The organism is Pseudorhodoferax aquiterrae (genome assembly GCF_014652235.1).
GTDB lineage: Bacteria > Pseudomonadota > Gammaproteobacteria > Burkholderiales > Burkholderiaceae_C > Pseudorhodoferax > Pseudorhodoferax aquiterrae.
The window spans coordinates 58931-74024 of sequence record NZ_BMYK01000019.1 but is presented as its reverse complement, the minus strand read 5'-3'; the positions used below and the strand labels follow the sequence as shown (position 1 = coordinate 74024).

Sequence of the window (15094 nt, the reverse complement as noted above, 5' to 3'; positions counted from 1 at the left end):
TAGGTCCAACCGACCTATCAAGAACTGTACCGAAGAAGAAAACCACCCCGCCCCAGGAAAACACTGAAGGTGGTATGCGTTTGTCACACGCCTTGATGACAGTCACGCCGCTGCATGCACTGCGGCGGTGCACAAGGACGACGGGGACGGGTGCCGGTGGCCACGGCACTGCCATGGCAATGCGGCACACTCGCGCGCATGCAACGCTTCACCATCTCGCTGGACGATGCGCTGGCCCGGCAGTTCGACGCACTGATCGCCGCCAAGGGCTACGAGAACCGCTCCGAAGCCGTGCGCGACCTGATCCGCTCACGCCTGGGCGATGCCTCGCTGGCGGCCCCGGCCAGCGCGGCCTTCACGCCCATGAACCCCTGGTGCGTGGCCACGGTCAGCTACGTCTACGACCACTACGACCAGACCGTGGCGCGGCGCGTGCTGGACCTGCAGCACGAACACCACGACCTCGTGGTCAGCAGCCTGCACACGCACCTGGACCACGAGGACTGCCTGGAGACCGCCGTGCTGCGCGGCCCGCTCGCCGCGGTGCAGGCCTGTGCCGAGCGGCTGGTGGCCTTGCGCGGCGTGCGGCACGGCGCCATGCACCTGGTGCCGCTGGCGGCCCCCGACCATGGCCACACGCACGGCCATGGGCTGGCGCGGCACCAGCACCAAAAGCCGCTCAGCTGATCAACGGCCGGTCCAGTTCGGCTTGCGCTTTTCCGCGAACGCGGCCGAGCCCTCGCGCGCGTCGGACGAAGTGAACACCGGTGCCGCGATGGGCTTTTGGCGCTCGAACATCTCGGCCTGGCTCCAGTCGGCCGACTCGCTCACGATGCGCTTGCTCGTGGCCACGGCCAGCGGGCCGTTGGCCGCCACGCTCTCGGCCAGCTGCAGTGCACCGGCCAGGGCCTGGCCCGGTTCGGCCAGCCGGTTCACGAGCCCCAGCGCGTGGGCACGTTCGGCGTCCAGCATGTCGCCCGTGAGCGCGAACTCCATGGCGACGTGGTAGGGGATGCGGCGCGGCAGGCGCATGAGCCCGCCAGCGGATGCGACCAGGCCGCGCTTGGCTTCCGGCAGACCGAACTTGGCCGCACGCGAGGCGACGACGAGGTCGCAGGCGAGCACCATCTCGAAGCCGCCCGCGAGTGCGTAGCCTTCCACCGCGGCGATCAGCACCTTGCGCGGCGGCCGCTCGGTCAGGCCGGCGAAGCCACGGCCTTCGACCATGGGCCGCTCGCCACGCAGGAAGCCCTTGAGGTCCATGCCCGAGCAAAAGGTGCCACCGGAACCCGTGACGACGCCCAGCCGCAGATCGTCGCGCGCATCGAGTTCGTCGAGCGCGGCGGCCAGTGCCTCGGACGTGGCGCGGTCCATGGCGTTGCGCGCCTCGGGCCGGTGCATGGTCATCACGAGCACGTTGCCGTGCACTTCGGTTTGAAGGCTGTCTGCCATGGCGTCGTCCTTTCGAAGAGGATGCGCGGGATCGCGCTGCGGCAAGTGTTGGAAGCTTTGGGCCGCCGGCCTGTTGCCTGTGCGACAGGTTCGGGGTAATCACGGGTCCGTGCTGCCGCAGCAGCACGGGATCATGAAATGTCCCGAGCCTTCCACGAGTTTGCATGACCGATCCGCTTCCCGGGTGGCTGCCCCCTTTGCCGGGCGGCGTCGCGGCTGACAAGCCGGCCTTCATCGACGGCGGCAGCGGCCGCGTCGTCACGCACGGAACCCTCGCGCTGCGTGCCGCGCGCATCGCCGCCTGGCTCGGCGCCCTGGGCCTCGCACCCGGCGACGGCATCGCGATGCTGCTGGAGAACCGCGCCGAGCTCCTCGAGCTGGCGCTGGGCGCCGAACGCGCGGGCCTGTACCACACGCCCATCGGCACGCAGCTCGCGCCCGGCGAGATCGACTACCTGCTGCGCGACTGCGGCGCCCGCGTGTTCGTGGCCTCGCAGAAGATGCTGGAGGGGCCGGGCGCGGGGCTGGATCTGCCACCGGGTCTCACGCGCGTGCTGCTCGACGGCCAGCGCGAGGGCTGGCTGGGCTACGAGGAGGCGCTGGCCAGCGTGCCCGCGGACCAACTGGCGGCCCGCTGGGACCAGCTCACGCAGCGCCCGCAGGGCCGCGACCTGCTGTACTCCTCGGGCACCACAGGCCGGCCCAAGGGCGTCAAGCGCGCACTGGCGCCACGCCTGCCGGCCGGCCAGGTGCCGCCCGACATCGACAGCTGGCGCCAGCTCTACGGATTCGGCGCCGACACGGTCTACCTCTCGCCCGCGCCGCTGTACCACGCGGCACCGTTGCGCTACACGCTGCGCGTGATCGGCCTGGGCGGCACGGCCGTGGTCATGCCGAAGTTCGATGCCGAACAGGCGCTGGCCTTGATCGAACGCCACCGCGTGAGCCACAGCCAGTGGGTGCCGACCATGTTCGGCCGCCTGCTGCGCCTGCCCGAGCAAGTGCGCACGCGGTACGACCTGTCGTCGCTGCGCGTGGCCATCCATGCGGCCGCGCCCTGCCCCGTGGAGGTCAAGCGCGCGATGCTGGACTGGTGGGGCGACGTGATCCACGAGTACTACGCCGGTTCGGAGGGCGTGGGCATCACGGTGGCCGGGCCGCAGGAATGGCGCGCGCGGCCTGGCACGGTCGGCAAGGCGCTGGGCTGCGGCGTGCACATCGTCGGCGAGGACGGCACCGAGCTGCCCGCCGGCGAGATCGGCGCGATCTACTTCTCGGGCATGTCCGGCGCCAGTTACCTCAACGACGCCGACAAGACGCGCGGGCTGTACAACGCGCAGGGCTGGGCCACCTACGGTGACATTGGCCACTTGGACGCGGACGGCTACTTGTTTCTGAGCGACCGGCGCGCCGACCTGATCCTGTCCGGCGGCGTCAACGTCTATCCCAAGGAGATCGAGGACTCGCTGGCGGCAAACCCGGACGTGGACGACGTGGGGGTGGTCGGCGTGCCCGACGCCGACTTCAGCGAGGTGCCCAAGGCCGTCGTGCGCCTGCGCCCCGGCCTCAGCGCCGATGCGGCGCGCGCCCAGGCCCTGCTGGACTACCTGCAGGGCCGGCTGGCGCGCACCAAGCTGCCGCGTTCCGTGGTGTTCGATGCCGACCTGCCGCGCATGGACAACGGCAAGCTGCTGCGCCGCGTGCTCAAGGAGCGCTACCGCGACCAGCCGCAAGCCGGCTTCGCATTGCGGCCGCACGCGCACTGAAGCCCACGAAGCCGGCGCACTCCTGCCCTCCGCGCCGTCTGTGCCAGGCCGCGACAACGTCCTGAAAAGGATCCGACCTCCTTTCCGGCTATGCTCGCGCCCTTTTCGAAGGAATCCGCCATGACAGAAGCCACCACCCTCAAGAAGCAAACCGCGTTCAACAAGCCCCTGCGTCCCAGCGCCGCGCTGGCCCGCGTCGTGGGCGCCGAGCCCCTGGCCCGCACCGAGGCCACGAAGAAGCTGTGGGACTACATCAAGGCCCACAAGCTGCAAAACCCTGCAAACAAACGCAACATCCTGTGCGACGACGCGCTCAAGGCGGTGATGGGCAAGGACGAGGTGACCATGTTCGAAATGACGGGCCTGGTCGGCAAGCACCTGGCTGCGACCTGAGGCCTGGCGGCCGCGTGCGCGGCTGCGTTCCGGCGAACGGCCGTGCAATCGGCGCTTCGTGCGGTCATCGACGCCGCCCCGCCATAGCCAACGAAAAAAGCCTTGCAAGTCAGGACTTGCAAGGCTTTTCGTTTTGGCGGAGAGGGTGGGATTCGAACCCACGGTACCTTGCGGTACGCCTGATTTCGAGTCAGGTACATTCGACCACTCTGCCACCTCTCCTGAAATTCCCTGTGGCGCCCGGCGGTCGACCCGGGTTGCGAAGCCCGCTATTCTAGCAGGACAAACGCGCGATTCCGCCCAGATAGGGCCGCAAAACTTCGGGAACCGTCACCGAACCGTCTTCGTTCTGGTAGTTCTCGAGCACGGCGACCAGCGTGCGGCCCACGGCCAGGCCCGAACCGTTGAGCGTGTGCAGCAACTCGTTCTTGCCCTGGGCATTCTTGAAACGCGCCTGCAGCCGGCGCGCCTGGAAGGCTTCGCAGTTGGACACGGAGCTGATCTCGCGGTAGGTGTTCTGCGCCGGCAGCCAGACCTCCAGGTCGTGCGTGCGCGCCGCGCCGAAGCCCATGTCGCCCGTGCTGAGGCACAGCACGCGGTACGGCAGGCCGAGCTTCTTGAGCACGGCTTCGGCATGGGCGGTCATCTCGTCCAGCGCCGCGTAGCTCTTCTCGGGATGCACGATCTGCACCATTTCGACCTTGTCGAACTGGTGCTGGCGGATCAGGCCGCGCGTGTCGCGGCCGGCGCTGCCAGCCTCCGAGCGGAAGCACGGCGTGTGCGCGGTCAGGCGGATCGGCAGCTCGGACTCGGCCACGATGCTGTCGCGCACGAAGTTGGTCAGCGGCACCTCGCTCGTGGGGATCAGGTACAGGGCCTGGTGGTCCGGCACGGGCTCGGACTCCTGGCCGCCCTTCTTGGCCGCGAACAGGTCGCCTTCGAACTTGGGCAGTTGGCCCGTGCCCTGCATGCTGTCGGCGTTGACGACATAGGGCACGTAGCACTCGGTGTAGCCATGCTCTTGTGTCTGCACGTCCAGCATGAACTGGGCGAGCGCACGGTGCAGGCGCGCGATCGGCCCCTTCATGACCGTGAAGCGCGAACCCGAGAGCTTCACGCCCATCTCGAAGTCCAGGCCCAGCGGCGTGCCGATGTCCACATGGTCGCGCGGCGTGAAGGCCAGCGGCTTGGGATCCTGCCCATCCGGGCTCCAGCGGCGCAGCTCCACGTTGCCCTGTTCGTCGGCACCGACGGGCACGCTCTCGTGCGGCAGGTTGGGCACGGCCAGCAGCAGCTGCTGCAGCTCGGGCTGCAGTTGGTCGAGCCGCGCGGCGGAGGCCTCGAGCTCGGCCTTGAGCGCATTGACCTCGGCCATCACGGCATCGGCGCTCTCACCCTTGGCCTTGAGCTGGCCGATCTGCTTGGACAGCGCGTTGCGCTTGGCCTGCAGTTCCTCGGTGCGGGTCTGCAAGGTCTTGCGTTCGGTTTCCAGGGCCTTGAAGGCCGCCACGTCGAGGTAGGGCTGCGGGCTCTTGCGCTGCTCGAGCCGTGCGACGACGGCGTCCAGGTCTTTTCGGAGAAGGGTGATGTCCAGCATCAGGTCATTCTAGTTTTCAGGCCAGGGTGGCCAGGTCGACGTTGGCACCGCACAGCACCAGGCCAACGCGCTCGTTGGCGCGCGGCACATAGGCGCCGCGCTGCAGTGCGGCCAGGCCCAGGGCGGCTGCGGGCTCGACGGCCAGGCGCAGCTCGCGCCACAGCCATTGCTGGGCCTGGCGGATGGCATCGTCGTCGAGCAGCAGCGCGGTCTGCACGTGCTGCTGCGTGGTGGCCCAGCTGATGGCGCCGATGCGCTTGGCGCCCAGCGAATCGGCGGCCACGCCGCCCACCTCCACATCGACGGGCGCACCGGCTTCGCGCGCGCGGAACAGCGTGGGCGCCAGCGCTGGCTCCAAGGCCACGAGACGGCAGCGGTCTTCGCACCAGGCCGCGATGCCGCCGATCAGGCCGCCGCCGCCCACGCTGACGAGCAGGCTGTCGGGCAGACCACCGGCCTGCTCTTCGATCTCGCGGGCCAGCGTGCCGGCGCCGGCCACGACCTCGGGCTGGTCGTAGGCGTGGGTCAGCAACGCGCCGGTCTGCTGCTGGCGCGCCAGGCAGGCGGCCAGGGCCTCGGAATAGGCCGCGCCCACGACCTGCACTTCGGCGCCCAGCGCGCGCAGGCGCGCCTGCTTGGCCGGCGAGGAAATGGTCGGCACGAACACCTCGCAGTGCACGCCCAGGGCCTGGGCGGCCGCGGCCGTGGCGATGCCGGCGTTGCCGCCCGAGGCGACGACGACGCCAGCCGCCGGAATCGGTTGCGCGAGCAGGCGGTGCAGCATGCCGCGGGCCTTGAAGCTGCCCGAGACCTGCAAGTGCTCGAGCTTGAGCCAGACCTCGGCGCAGGCCAGGCCCAGCGCCGCGCCGGGCAGGCGCCACAGCGGCGTGCTTCGCAGGAAGTCGGTCGGGCCCTGGCGCAGGCGTTCGTGTGCGGCCATGACGTCCGCGCGCGTGGTGGCGGCGGCCATCAGTAGCTGTCTCCGTCGTAGCCCGCGGCCAGACTCTCGAAACGGGTCAGGTTGCGCAGGAAGGCGAGCTTGACGGTGCCGGTCGGGCCGTTCCGCTGCTTGGCGATGATGACCTCGGCCACGCCAGGCTCCTTGCAGGCGTCCTTGGTGTAGTACTCGTCGCGGTAGATGAACATGATGATGTCCGCGTCCTGCTCGATGGCGCCGGATTCGCGCAGGTCGGACATCATGGGGCGCTTGTCGGGCCGCTGCTCCACGCTGCGGTTGAGCTGCGACAGCGCGATCACGGGGCACTGCAGTTCGCGCGCGAGCATCTTCAGGCCCCGCGAAATCTCGCCGAGCTCGGTGGCACGGTTCTCGTCGCTGCCGCCGCCCGAGCCGCTCATGAGCTGCAGATAGTCCACCACGATCAGGCCCAGCTTGCCGCACTGGCGCGCCAGCCGGCGCGCGTTGGCACGCAGTTCGCTGGGCGACAAGCCCGGCGTCTCGTCGATGTGCAGCGAGATGTTGCGCAGCTTCTCGATGGCCTCGGTCAGGCGTGGCCATTCGTCGTCGGTCAGACGGCCGTTGCGCAGATGGCCCTGGTCGACGCGGCCGATGGAGCCCACGATACGCACGGCCAGCTGGGACGCGCCCATTTCCATCGAGAAGATCGCGACCGGCAGGCCTTCGTTGAGCGCCACGTGTTCGGCAATGTTCACGGCGAAGGCGGTCTTGCCCATCGAAGGACGCGCGGCCAGCACCACCATGTCGCCGGGCTGCAGGCCCGAGGTCATGCGGTCCAGATCGTAGAAGCCCGTGGGCACGCCCGTGATCTCGTTCTGCTGGTCGGCCATCTCCTGCACGCGGTCCAGCAGGTCGACGACCAGCGACTCCATAGCCTGAAAGCCCTGCTTGTTGCGCGCGCCTTCTTCGCCGATGTTGAAGATCTTCTGCTCGGCCTCGTCCAGGATCTTGTCGACGGCGCGGCCCTGGGTGTTGAAGGCACTGGTGGCGATCTCGTCGCTGGCCGTGACGAGCTTGCGCAGGATGGCACGCTCGCGCACGATCTCGCCGTAACGGCGGATGTTGCTCGCGCTCGGCACGAACTGCGCCAGCGAGTTCAGGTAGGACAGCCCGCCCACGTCGTCGGCCTTGCCGACCGATTGCAGCGCCTCGTAGACCGTGATCACGTCGGCCGGCTTGTTGGCGTTCACGAGGTCGCGGATCGCCGCGAAGATCAGCCGGTGCTCGTAGCGGTAGAAGTCGCCGTCCTTGAGCACGTCGCCCACGCGGTCCCAGGCCGCGTTGTCCAGCAGCAGGCCGCCCAGCACGCTGGACTCGGCCTCGATGGAATGCGGCGGCACGCGCAGCTGCGCGATCTGGCGATCCTGCGGATCGTCGTCGATGGAGAACATGGCGGACATCGGTGACCTCGAAGACAAGCGCGGCATGCTACGCCGCTACAGCCTTGTCCGCAGGGGACAAGCCTGTGCATAAGCGGTGGAAGGGCAGTGGTTTACCTGCCGCAGGCTGTGGGCAACGGCGGCCGAAAAAAGAAAAGCCGCCGGGCTCGCGCCTGGCGGCTTTTCAGCAGATCGCGGCGATCAGGCGGTTTCGCCGTACACCGAGACGTTGATCTCGACGACCACGTCGGTGTGCAGGGCCACGCTCACGGTGCTGTCGCTGACGGTCTTGATCGGACCGTTGGGCATGCGCACCTGCGACTTGGCCACCTTGTAGCCCAGCTTTTCGAGCTCTTCGGCGATGTCGGCGTTGGTCACCGAGCCGAACAGGCGGCCGTCCACGCCGGCCTTCTGGGTCAGCTTGACGGTGGTGCCGGACAGCTTGTCGCCTTGCGCTTGGGCTTCGGCCAGCTTGGCGGCGGCAGCCTTTTCCAGCTCGGCGCGGCGTGCTTCGAACTCGGCCTTGGCCGATTCGGTGGCACGGCGGGCACGGCCGGTCGGGATCAGGAAGTTGCGGGCGTAGCCATCCTTGACCTTGACGATTTCGCCGAGGTTGCCGAGGTTCACGACCTTGTCGAGCAGAATGATTTGCATGGTCATCGCTCCTTAGATGCGGTGCTGGTCGCTGTACGGCAGCATCGCGAGGAAACGCGCACGCTTGATGGCCGTGTTCAGCTGACGCTGGAAGAAGGCACGGGTGCCGGTCAGACGCGCCGGGATGATCTTGCCGTTCTCGGCAATGAAATCGCGCAGCGTGTCGATGTCCTTGTAGTCGATCTGTTCGACACCGGTCACGGTGAAGCGGCAAAAGCGCTTGCGCTTGAACAGCAGCGATTGGGTGTTGCGCTTGGGACGCTTGTCCTTGTTGTTGAAACGCCTAGGTCCGGCCATGGTGGGCTCCTGATGAATCTGTTGAAACTGGTTGAAACTCTTGCACGTGCAGAACGAGGCCCTTGCCCACGCGCTGGTTGGTGACGAAGCCGACGAACCGCCAGCTGCTGCCGACCACCTGCTTGCGCATGCGCTCTGCCACCGCACCGAAGGCCACGGCCCGGATGGTCGCCTTGACCTGCCGGGTCTGCCCTGCTTCCTCGACCTCCGACGCGTGTTCCAGCACCAGATCCTGGGCGGGCAAGCCGGCCGGGGTGTGGCGCAGGGCCTTGAGTTCGGCGATCGACGCGGTCAGCATCAGGCGGTTCATGCCTGCTCAGCCCGCGTGCGGAGGTGCGTTGCGTTCTGCTGCGGTGCCGTTCTCAATGCTGGCCGGCGGTCTCGGCCTGCTGGGTCTTGCGGGCTTCTTCGCGCTCGACGGTCTTCATCATCGAAGACGGGCCGGTCTCGGCCTTCTTCATCTGGACCGTCAGGTGGCGCAGCACGGCGTCGTTGAACTTGAAGGCGTGCTCGAGCTCGCTCATCACGGCCTGGTCGGCCTCGATGTTGACGCACAGGTAGTGCGCCTTGGCCAGCTTGTTGATCATGTAGGCCAGTTGACGACGGCCCCAGTCTTCCACGCGGTGGATCTTGCCGCCACCGTTGGTGATCATGGACTTGTAGCGCTCCAGCATGGCCGGAACCTGTTCGCTCTGATCCGGGTGGATCATGAGGATGATCTCGTAATGACGCATGGACTCTCCTTAAGAGTGAAGCCCCCGAAGGGGCCAGAGCCACCTGCGGCGTCAACTGCAGTGTGGCAAGGCAAAGCCGAGCATTATAGCCCGGACTTTGGCGAGAGCAAACTGCCCGTGACGATCGCGAATGTGGCAGCCGCCAGGCCGAACACGCCAGCCGCCGCCGGCTGGATGCCGAACCACAGGCCCGGCCCGGTGAAACCGGTCCAGTCACGCACCACGGGATGGTGGGCCAGCATGTAGCCCAGCGTCACGCCGGCGCCGGCCAGCATGCCGGCCACCACGCCCGCGCGCGAGCTGCGGCGCCAGAAGATGCCGGCCACCAAGGCCGGAAAGAAGGTCGAGGCCGCGAGCGAGAACGAGGCCGTGACCAGGTAAAGGATGTCGGCCGAGCGCCAAGCCGCCACGTAGGCCGCGGCCAGGGCCACCATCAGCAGCGCGAACTTGGAGAACACCACGCTGTAGATCGCGCCCACGCGCCGACGGCCGCTTTGCAGGTAGAGGTCGTGCGCGAAGGCATTGCCCATGGTCAGCAGCAAGCCGTCGGCCGTGGACAGGGCCGCGGCCAGGCCACCGGCCGCCACCAGACCGGCGACCACGTAGGGCAGGCCGCCGATCTCTGGCGTGGCCAGCATGATGATGTCGGCGCCCAGGCGGATCTCGGCGAACTGCAGGATGCGGTCGCCGTTCACGTCGGCCACCGAGACCAGCGCGGGATCGACGCGTGCCCACTGCGCGATCCAGGCCGGCAGCGCGTCGAAGCTCTTGCCCACCAGTTCGCTGAGCACCTCGTGCTTGACCAGCACCGCCAGCGCAGGCGCCGCCATGTAGAGCAAGGCGATGAACAGCAGCGACCAGGCCACCGAGCTGCGCGCGCCAGCCACCGAAGGCGTGGTGAAAAACCGCGTGAGCAGGTGCGGCAGGCCGGCCGTGCCCAGCATCAGGCACAGCATCAGCGCGAGGAAGTTGAGCCGCGCCGTCGAAAAAGCGGCCTGCTCGGACGGCGTGCCCTCGGGATCGCCGCCAAAGGGCAGGGCCATGGGTGCCACGCCACCCAGTGGCCGCGCGCGTTCCTGCATCTCGGCCAGTGCGCGCGTCCAGCGCTCGCGCGCGGCCTGCTCGGTGGCGGGCAGCGCATTGAGCACGCGGCTGGCCTGGCGCAGCTCGGCATCGGATGCACCGGCCGCGCGCAGTTGCTGCAGGCGCTGCTGCGCCTGCAGGCGCTCGCGCAGGAGCGCGGCGGGCACGTCGCGCAGCATGGCCTCGTAGGCGGCGGCGCGGCGCGCGAACTCGGCCAGCACGGCCTGCTCGGCCGGCGCGGCAGCCAGTTCGGCCTCGCGCACCGCGATCTGGCCCAGTTGCGGCCCGTAGACGAAGGGCGCCGCCGGGTTGCCCAGCTGCTTGTAGGCCAGCCAGGACACCGGGATCAGGAAGGCCAGGATCAGGATCACGTACTGCGCCACCTGGGTCCAGGTCACGGCGCGCATGCCGCCCAGGAAGCTGCAGACCAGCACCCCGCCCAGGCCGAGCAGGATGCCGATCTCGAACTGCACCCCGGTCAGGCGCGAGGCGATCAGGCCGACACCGTAGATCTGCGCAACGACGTAGGTGAAGGAGCACAGCACCGCCGCCAGCGCCGCCAGCACGCGCGGCCAGCGGCCGCCGAAGCGTCGGGCGAAGTAGTCGGGCACGGTGTAGATGTCGGCGCGGCGCAGGGCCGGCGCGATCAGCAGCGCCACCAGGCAGAAGCCGCCGGTCCAGCCCAGGATGTAGGCCAGGCCGCCCGCCTGGCCGGGCAGTCCCGAGAAGCCCTGCAGGTACAGGCCGCCGGCCAGGCTGATGAAGGAGGCCGCGCTCATCCAGTCCGCCGCTGTCGCCATGCCGTTGTAGATGGGTGGCACGCTGCGGCCGGCCACGTAGTACTCGCGCGCGTCGGAGGTGCGGCAGAAGATGCCGATGCCCGCGTACAGCGCCAGGCTGGAGAACAGGAAGATCGCGCCAATCCAGGGGCGCGGCAGGCCGGCCTGCTCGGCCAGCGCCATCGCCACCAGAAAGATCAGCAGGCACAGCACGTAGAGGCCGAAGATGCGGTGCAGCCGGCCAGAGGCTGCCGGCGCGGCGGCCTCGCTGCCACGCCTGGCCCGTGCGTAGACCGCCACGATGGCGATGAAGCCGAGCACGGCGCCCTGCGCGCAGAGCCAGTAGTTCAGCGGCCAGCCGGCCACCGTGGCGTCGAGGTCGCGGGCGAACCAGGCCGGCCCGAAAGCCAGCAACGCCCACAGCAGCAACAGCAGACCTCGCAGCAATCCGTCGTCTCCCATGCACCACGCACCGGCGCGGCTGTCTCATAAAAAAGGGCGCCCGAAGGCGCCCCGATGGTGCAAAGGACCGACCTTGCGCTTCAGCGCGCCAGCTGCTGCCAGGTCGCCACCACCGTGTCCGGGTTCAGCGAGATCGACTCGATGCCCTGGTCGGCCAGCCACTGCGCGAAGTCCGGGTGGTCACTGGGGCCCTGGCCGCAGATGCCCACGTACTTGCCCTGGGCCTTGCAGGCGTCGATGGCGCGCTTGAGCATGGCCTGCACGGCCGGGTCGCGCTCGTCGAAGTCGGCGGCCAGCAGCTCCAGGCCGGAGTCGCGGTCCAGGCCCAGCGTGAGCTGGGTCAGGTCGTTCGAACCGATCGAGAAGCCGTCGAAGTACTCGAGGAACTGGTCGGCCAGGATGGCGTTGCTGGGCACCTCGCACATCATGATGACCTTGAGCGCGTCCTGGCCGCGCTTCAAGCCATGCTGGGCCAGCAGCCCGGTCACGCGCTCGGCCTGCTTCAGGGTGCGCACGAAGGGCACCATGATCTGCACATTGGTCAGGCCCATGTCGTTGCGCACGCGCTTCAAGGCCTGGCACTCCATCGCGAAGGCCTCGCCGAAATCGGCGCTGATGTAGCGCGCTGCGCCGCGGAAGCCCAGCATGGGGTTCTCTTCCTCGGGCTCGTAGCGGCTGCCGCCGATCAGCTTGCGGTACTCGTTGGACTTGAAGTCCGACAGGCGCACGATCACGGGCTTGGGCCAGAAGGCCGCGGCGATGGTCGCCACGCCCTCGGCCACCTTGTCGACGTAGAAGGCGCGCGGCGAGGCATGGCCGCGGGCCACCGACTCGACGGCTTTCTTGAGGTCGGCATCGACGTTCGGGTAGTCGAGGATGGCCTTGGGGTGCACGCCGATGTTGTTGTTGATGATGAACTCCAGCCGCGCCAGGCCCACGCCGCCATTGGGCAGCTGGCAGAAGTCGAAGGCCAGCTGCGGGTTGCCCACGTTCATCATGATCTTGGTCTTGATCTCGGGCATGGCGCCGCGCTCGACCTCGGTCACCTCGGTTTCCAGCAGGCCGTCGTAGATGTGGCCGGTGTCGCCCTCGGCGCAGCTCACGGTGACCAGCGTGCCGGTCTTCAGGCGCTCGGTCGCGTCGCCGCAGCCGACCACGGCCGGGATGCCCAGTTCGCGCGCGATGATGGCCGCGTGGCAGGTGCGGCCGCCGCGGTTGGTCACGATGGCGCTGGCCCGTTTCATGACGGGCTCCCAATTGGGGTCGGTCATGTCGGTCACGAGCACGTCGCCGGGCTGCACCTCGTCCATCTGGTGGATGCCCTCGACCACGCGCACCGGGCCGGTACCGATCTTCTGGCCGATGGCGCGGCCTTCGGCCAGCACGGCGCTCTTGCCCTTGAGCTTGTACTTCTGCTCGGCCTTGCCGGCCTGCTGGCTCTTCACGGTCTCCGGACGGGCCTGCAGGATGTAGAGCTGGCCGTCGGTGCCGTCCTTGCCCCATTCGATGTCCATGGGGCGGCCATAGTGCTCCTCGATCACGAGGGCGTACTGCGCCAGTTGCTCGACCTCGGCATCGGTCAGCGAATAGCGGTTGCGCAACTCGGTCGGCACGTCCACGGTCTTGACCAGCTTGCCGCTGGCCTTCTTTTCCTCAGGCGTGGCGAACACCATCTGGATCAGCTTGCTGCCCAGGTTGCGGCGGATCACAGCCTTCTTGCCGGCCTTGAGCATGGGCTTGTGGGCGTAGAACTCGTCGGGATTCACGGCGCCCTGCACCACGGTTTCGCCGAGGCCGTAGCTGGAGGTGATGAACACCACCTGGTCGAAGCCCGACTCGGTGTCGATCGTGAACATCACGCCGGCCGCGCCCTGGTCGGAGCGCACCATGCGCTGCACACCGGCCGACAGGGCCACCACGTCGTGGGCGAAGCCCTTGTGCACGCGGTAGCTGATCGCGCGGTCGTTGTAGAGGGAGGCGAACACCTCCTTCATCTTGTGCAGCACGTCCTCGATGCCCACCACGTTCAGGAAGGTCTCCTGCTGGCCGGCGAACGAGGCGTCGGGAAGGTCTTCGGCCGTGGCGGATGAACGCACCGCGAAACTGGCCTGCTCGTTGCCGGCCGACAGCTTGGCGAAGGCTTCGCGCACGCCCTTCTCCAGGTCGGCCGGGAAGGGCTGGGCTTCGATCCAGCCGCGGATCTCGGAACCGGCGGCGGCGAGCGCGCGCACGTCTTCGATGTCCAGCGTGGCAAGGCGCTGGGCGATGCGTTGGGTCAGGCCTTCGTGCGCGAGGAATTGGCGGAAGGCATGGGCGGTGGTCGCGAAGCCCGTGGGCACGCGCACGCCCTGGGGCAGCTGCGAGATCATTTCGCCGAGGCTGGCGTTCTTGCCGCCAACCGCCTCGACGTCGGTCATTCTCAGGTTCTCAAACGGAACGACCAGGGCGGTCGCCTCAAAGAGTGCAGACATGGGAAAGCTCCAAAGGTTGAAAAACCGTCTGCACGCCGCCCGCAGGACACCCCGCCGTCAGCAACGTCGTCCATGCCGGCGGCGCAACGTCGTTGTCGTTGCTGTGTGTGCGCGCACCGGATGGTGAAAATCTGGGACATTGGGGCGGCATTGTAGGGGCCAGCCCGGACGCGGTGTGTAGGCACAGTTCCTGCAAAATGGCCGCGCAGTTTCTGGAGCACCTATGACCACCCGCACCGTATTCTTCATTTCCGACGGCACGGGCATCACGGCCGAAACCTTCGGCAACGCCATCCTCGCGCAGTTCGACATGAAGACGCGCCATGTGCGCCTGCCCTTCGTCGACACCATCGACAAGGCGCACCAGGCGGTGCGCCAGATCAACCACACGGCCGAGGTCGAGAACCGCAAACCGCTGGTGTTCACGACCATCGTCAACGTCGAGGTGCTGCAGTTCTTCGAGCAGCATTGCGACGGCATGCTGCTGGACATGTTCGGCACCTTCGTGCGGCCGCTGGAGGTGGAGCTGGGCATCAAGTCGCACCACCGCGTGGGCCGGTTCAGCGACATCAGCAAGAGCCAGGCCTACAACGACCGCATCGCGGCAATCAACTTCTCGCTCGAGCACGACGACGGCCAGAGCGACCGTGACCTGCAGCAGTCCGACGTGATCCTGGTCGGTGTTTCGCGCAGCGGCAAGACGCCGACCTCGCTCTACCTGGCCATGCAGTACGGCCTCAAGGCCTCGAACTACCCGCTGATCCCGGAAGACTTCGAGCGCAACCACCTGCCGCCTTCGCTGGTGCCGCACCGCGCCAAGCTGTTCGGGCTGACGATCAACCCCGAGCGCCTTTCGGAGATCCGCAACGAGCGCCGGCCCAACTCGCGCTACGCATCGCTTGAGAACTGCCGCATGGAGGTGGCCGCGGCCGAGTCGATGATGCGGCGCAGCGGCATCCGCTGGCTCAGCACCACGACCAAGTCCATCGAAGAGATCGCCACCACCATCTTGCAGGAGGTGCGGCCGGAGCGGCTCAGCTATTGAAGCGCC

14 protein-coding genes and 1 tRNA gene are annotated in these 15094 nt (G+C 68.1%); 4 read left to right on the top strand and 11 right to left on the bottom strand.

Annotated elements, in window-relative coordinates:
• Positions 1 to 198: 198 nt before the first annotated feature.
• Complete coding sequence (nikR, locus tag IE209_RS23405) at positions 199 to 687, top strand: nickel-responsive transcriptional regulator NikR (protein ID WP_189689315.1); 489 nt, start codon at positions 199 to 201, stop codon at positions 685 to 687.
• Here the strand turns inward: nikR and IE209_RS23400 are convergent, their stop codons facing one another.
• Positions 688 to 1452 (bottom strand): crotonase/enoyl-CoA hydratase family protein, encoded by a 765-nt coding sequence (locus IE209_RS23400; RefSeq protein ID WP_189689314.1) that lies wholly within the window; start codon positions 1450 to 1452, stop codon positions 688 to 690.
• Positions 1453 to 1616: 164 nt separating this feature from the next.
• Here IE209_RS23400 and IE209_RS23395 point away from each other — a divergent pair, with 164 nt between their 5' ends.
• On the top strand, positions 1617 to 3218 hold the full coding sequence (locus tag IE209_RS23395; RefSeq protein WP_189689313.1) for an AMP-binding protein: 1602 nt from the start codon (positions 1617 to 1619) through the stop codon (positions 3216 to 3218).
• 120 nt (positions 3219 to 3338) lie between these two features.
• Entirely contained in the window at positions 3339 to 3611 is a 273-nt protein-coding gene (locus tag IE209_RS23390; protein ID WP_189689312.1) for an SWIB/MDM2 domain-containing protein, read from the top strand.
• Positions 3612 to 3745: 134 nt separating this feature from the next.
• On the opposite strand, the gene IE209_RS23385 is transcribed toward IE209_RS23390, so the two are convergent.
• The 10 genes from IE209_RS23385 to ppsA all read right to left on the bottom strand — a co-directional run bounded on the left by IE209_RS23385 (position 3746) and on the right by ppsA (position 14043).
• Positions 3746 to 3833 (bottom strand) — tRNA-Ser (locus tag IE209_RS23385).
• A 52-nt stretch (positions 3834 to 3885) separates the two neighbouring features.
• Positions 3886 to 5208 carry a serine--tRNA ligase gene (gene serS, locus IE209_RS23380; RefSeq protein WP_189689311.1) on the bottom strand — a complete coding sequence of 441 codons (1323 nt, stop codon included), beginning with the start codon at positions 5206 to 5208 and terminating at the stop codon, positions 3886 to 3888.
• A 16-nt stretch (positions 5209 to 5224) separates the two neighbouring features.
• A complete protein-coding gene (locus tag IE209_RS23375) occupies positions 5225 to 6178 on the bottom strand; it encodes a threonine/serine dehydratase (protein ID WP_189689310.1) in 954 nt (317 codons plus the stop codon).
• Positions 6178 to 7584: a replicative DNA helicase gene (dnaB, locus tag IE209_RS23370; protein ID WP_186329876.1), complete on the bottom strand. Its 1407-nt coding sequence runs from the start codon at positions 7582 to 7584 to the stop codon at positions 6178 to 6180. Before dnaB ends, IE209_RS23375 begins: the two co-directional genes overlap by 1 nt.
• A 180-nt stretch (positions 7585 to 7764) precedes the next feature.
• Positions 7765 to 8217, bottom strand: a complete 453-nt coding sequence (gene rplI, locus IE209_RS23365) for a 50S ribosomal protein L9 (RefSeq protein ID WP_145551487.1) — start codon at positions 8215 to 8217, stop codon at positions 7765 to 7767.
• Between the two features lie 12 nt (positions 8218 to 8229).
• Positions 8230 to 8514, bottom strand: coding sequence for a 30S ribosomal protein S18 (gene rpsR / locus IE209_RS23360; RefSeq protein ID WP_145551486.1), 285 nt, complete (start codon positions 8512 to 8514; stop codon positions 8230 to 8232).
• Positions 8501 to 8824: a primosomal replication protein N gene (gene priB, locus IE209_RS23355; RefSeq protein ID WP_189689309.1), complete on the bottom strand. Its 324-nt coding sequence runs from the start codon at positions 8822 to 8824 to the stop codon at positions 8501 to 8503. The genes rpsR and priB overlap by 14 nt, the downstream gene beginning before the upstream one ends.
• A 52-nt stretch (positions 8825 to 8876) precedes the next feature.
• A complete protein-coding gene (rpsF, locus tag IE209_RS23350) occupies positions 8877 to 9248 on the bottom strand; it encodes a 30S ribosomal protein S6 (RefSeq protein ID WP_145551485.1) in 372 nt (123 codons plus the stop codon).
• Positions 9249 to 9331: 83 nt separating this feature from the next.
• On the bottom strand, positions 9332 to 11572 hold the full coding sequence (locus IE209_RS23345; protein ID WP_189689308.1) for a VC_2705 family sodium/solute symporter: 2241 nt from the start codon (positions 11570 to 11572) through the stop codon (positions 9332 to 9334).
• An 80-nt stretch (positions 11573 to 11652) separates the two neighbouring features.
• Entirely contained in the window at positions 11653 to 14043 is a 2391-nt protein-coding gene (gene ppsA, locus IE209_RS23340) for a phosphoenolpyruvate synthase (protein WP_189689307.1), read from the bottom strand.
• 223 nt (positions 14044 to 14266) lie between these two features.
• Between ppsA and ppsR the strand changes: the two genes are divergently transcribed.
• Positions 14267 to 15088 carry a posphoenolpyruvate synthetase regulatory kinase/phosphorylase PpsR gene (ppsR, locus tag IE209_RS23335; protein ID WP_189689306.1) on the top strand — a complete coding sequence of 274 codons (822 nt, stop codon included), beginning with the start codon at positions 14267 to 14269 and terminating at the stop codon, positions 15086 to 15088.
• Positions 15089 to 15094 lie beyond the last annotated feature (6 nt).

Excerpts from the sequence above, each read along its gene's own strand:
- nikR (WP_189689315.1), top strand. The coding sequence starts at position 199 with ATGCAACGCTTCACCATCTCGCTGGACGATGCGCTGGCCCGGCAGTTC.
- IE209_RS23400 (WP_189689314.1), bottom strand. The coding sequence starts at position 1,452 with ATGGCAGACAGCCTTCAAACCGAAGTGCACGGCAACGTGCTCGTGATG.
- IE209_RS23395 (WP_189689313.1), top strand. The coding sequence starts at position 1,617 with ATGACCGATCCGCTTCCCGGGTGGCTGCCCCCTTTGCCGGGCGGCGTC.
- IE209_RS23390 (WP_189689312.1), top strand. The coding sequence starts at position 3,339 with ATGACAGAAGCCACCACCCTCAAGAAGCAAACCGCGTTCAACAAGCCC.
- serS (WP_189689311.1), bottom strand. The coding sequence starts at position 5,208 with ATGCTGGACATCACCCTTCTCCGAAAAGACCTGGACGCCGTCGTCGCA.
- IE209_RS23375 (WP_189689310.1), bottom strand. The coding sequence starts at position 6,178 with ATGGCCGCCGCCACCACGCGCGCGGACGTCATGGCCGCACACGAACGC.
- dnaB (WP_186329876.1), bottom strand. The coding sequence starts at position 7,584 with ATGTCCGCCATGTTCTCCATCGACGACGATCCGCAGGATCGCCAGATC.
- rplI (WP_145551487.1), bottom strand. The coding sequence starts at position 8,217 with ATGCAAATCATTCTGCTCGACAAGGTCGTGAACCTCGGCAACCTCGGC.
- rpsR (WP_145551486.1), bottom strand. The coding sequence starts at position 8,514 with ATGGCCGGACCTAGGCGTTTCAACAACAAGGACAAGCGTCCCAAGCGC.
- priB (WP_189689309.1), bottom strand. The coding sequence starts at position 8,824 with ATGAACCGCCTGATGCTGACCGCGTCGATCGCCGAACTCAAGGCCCTG.
- rpsF (WP_145551485.1), bottom strand. The coding sequence starts at position 9,248 with ATGCGTCATTACGAGATCATCCTCATGATCCACCCGGATCAGAGCGAA.
- IE209_RS23345 (WP_189689308.1), bottom strand. The coding sequence starts at position 11,572 with ATGGGAGACGACGGATTGCTGCGAGGTCTGCTGTTGCTGCTGTGGGCG.
- ppsA (WP_189689307.1), bottom strand. The coding sequence starts at position 14,043 with ATGTCTGCACTCTTTGAGGCGACCGCCCTGGTCGTTCCGTTTGAGAAC.
- ppsR (WP_189689306.1), top strand. The coding sequence starts at position 14,267 with ATGACCACCCGCACCGTATTCTTCATTTCCGACGGCACGGGCATCACG.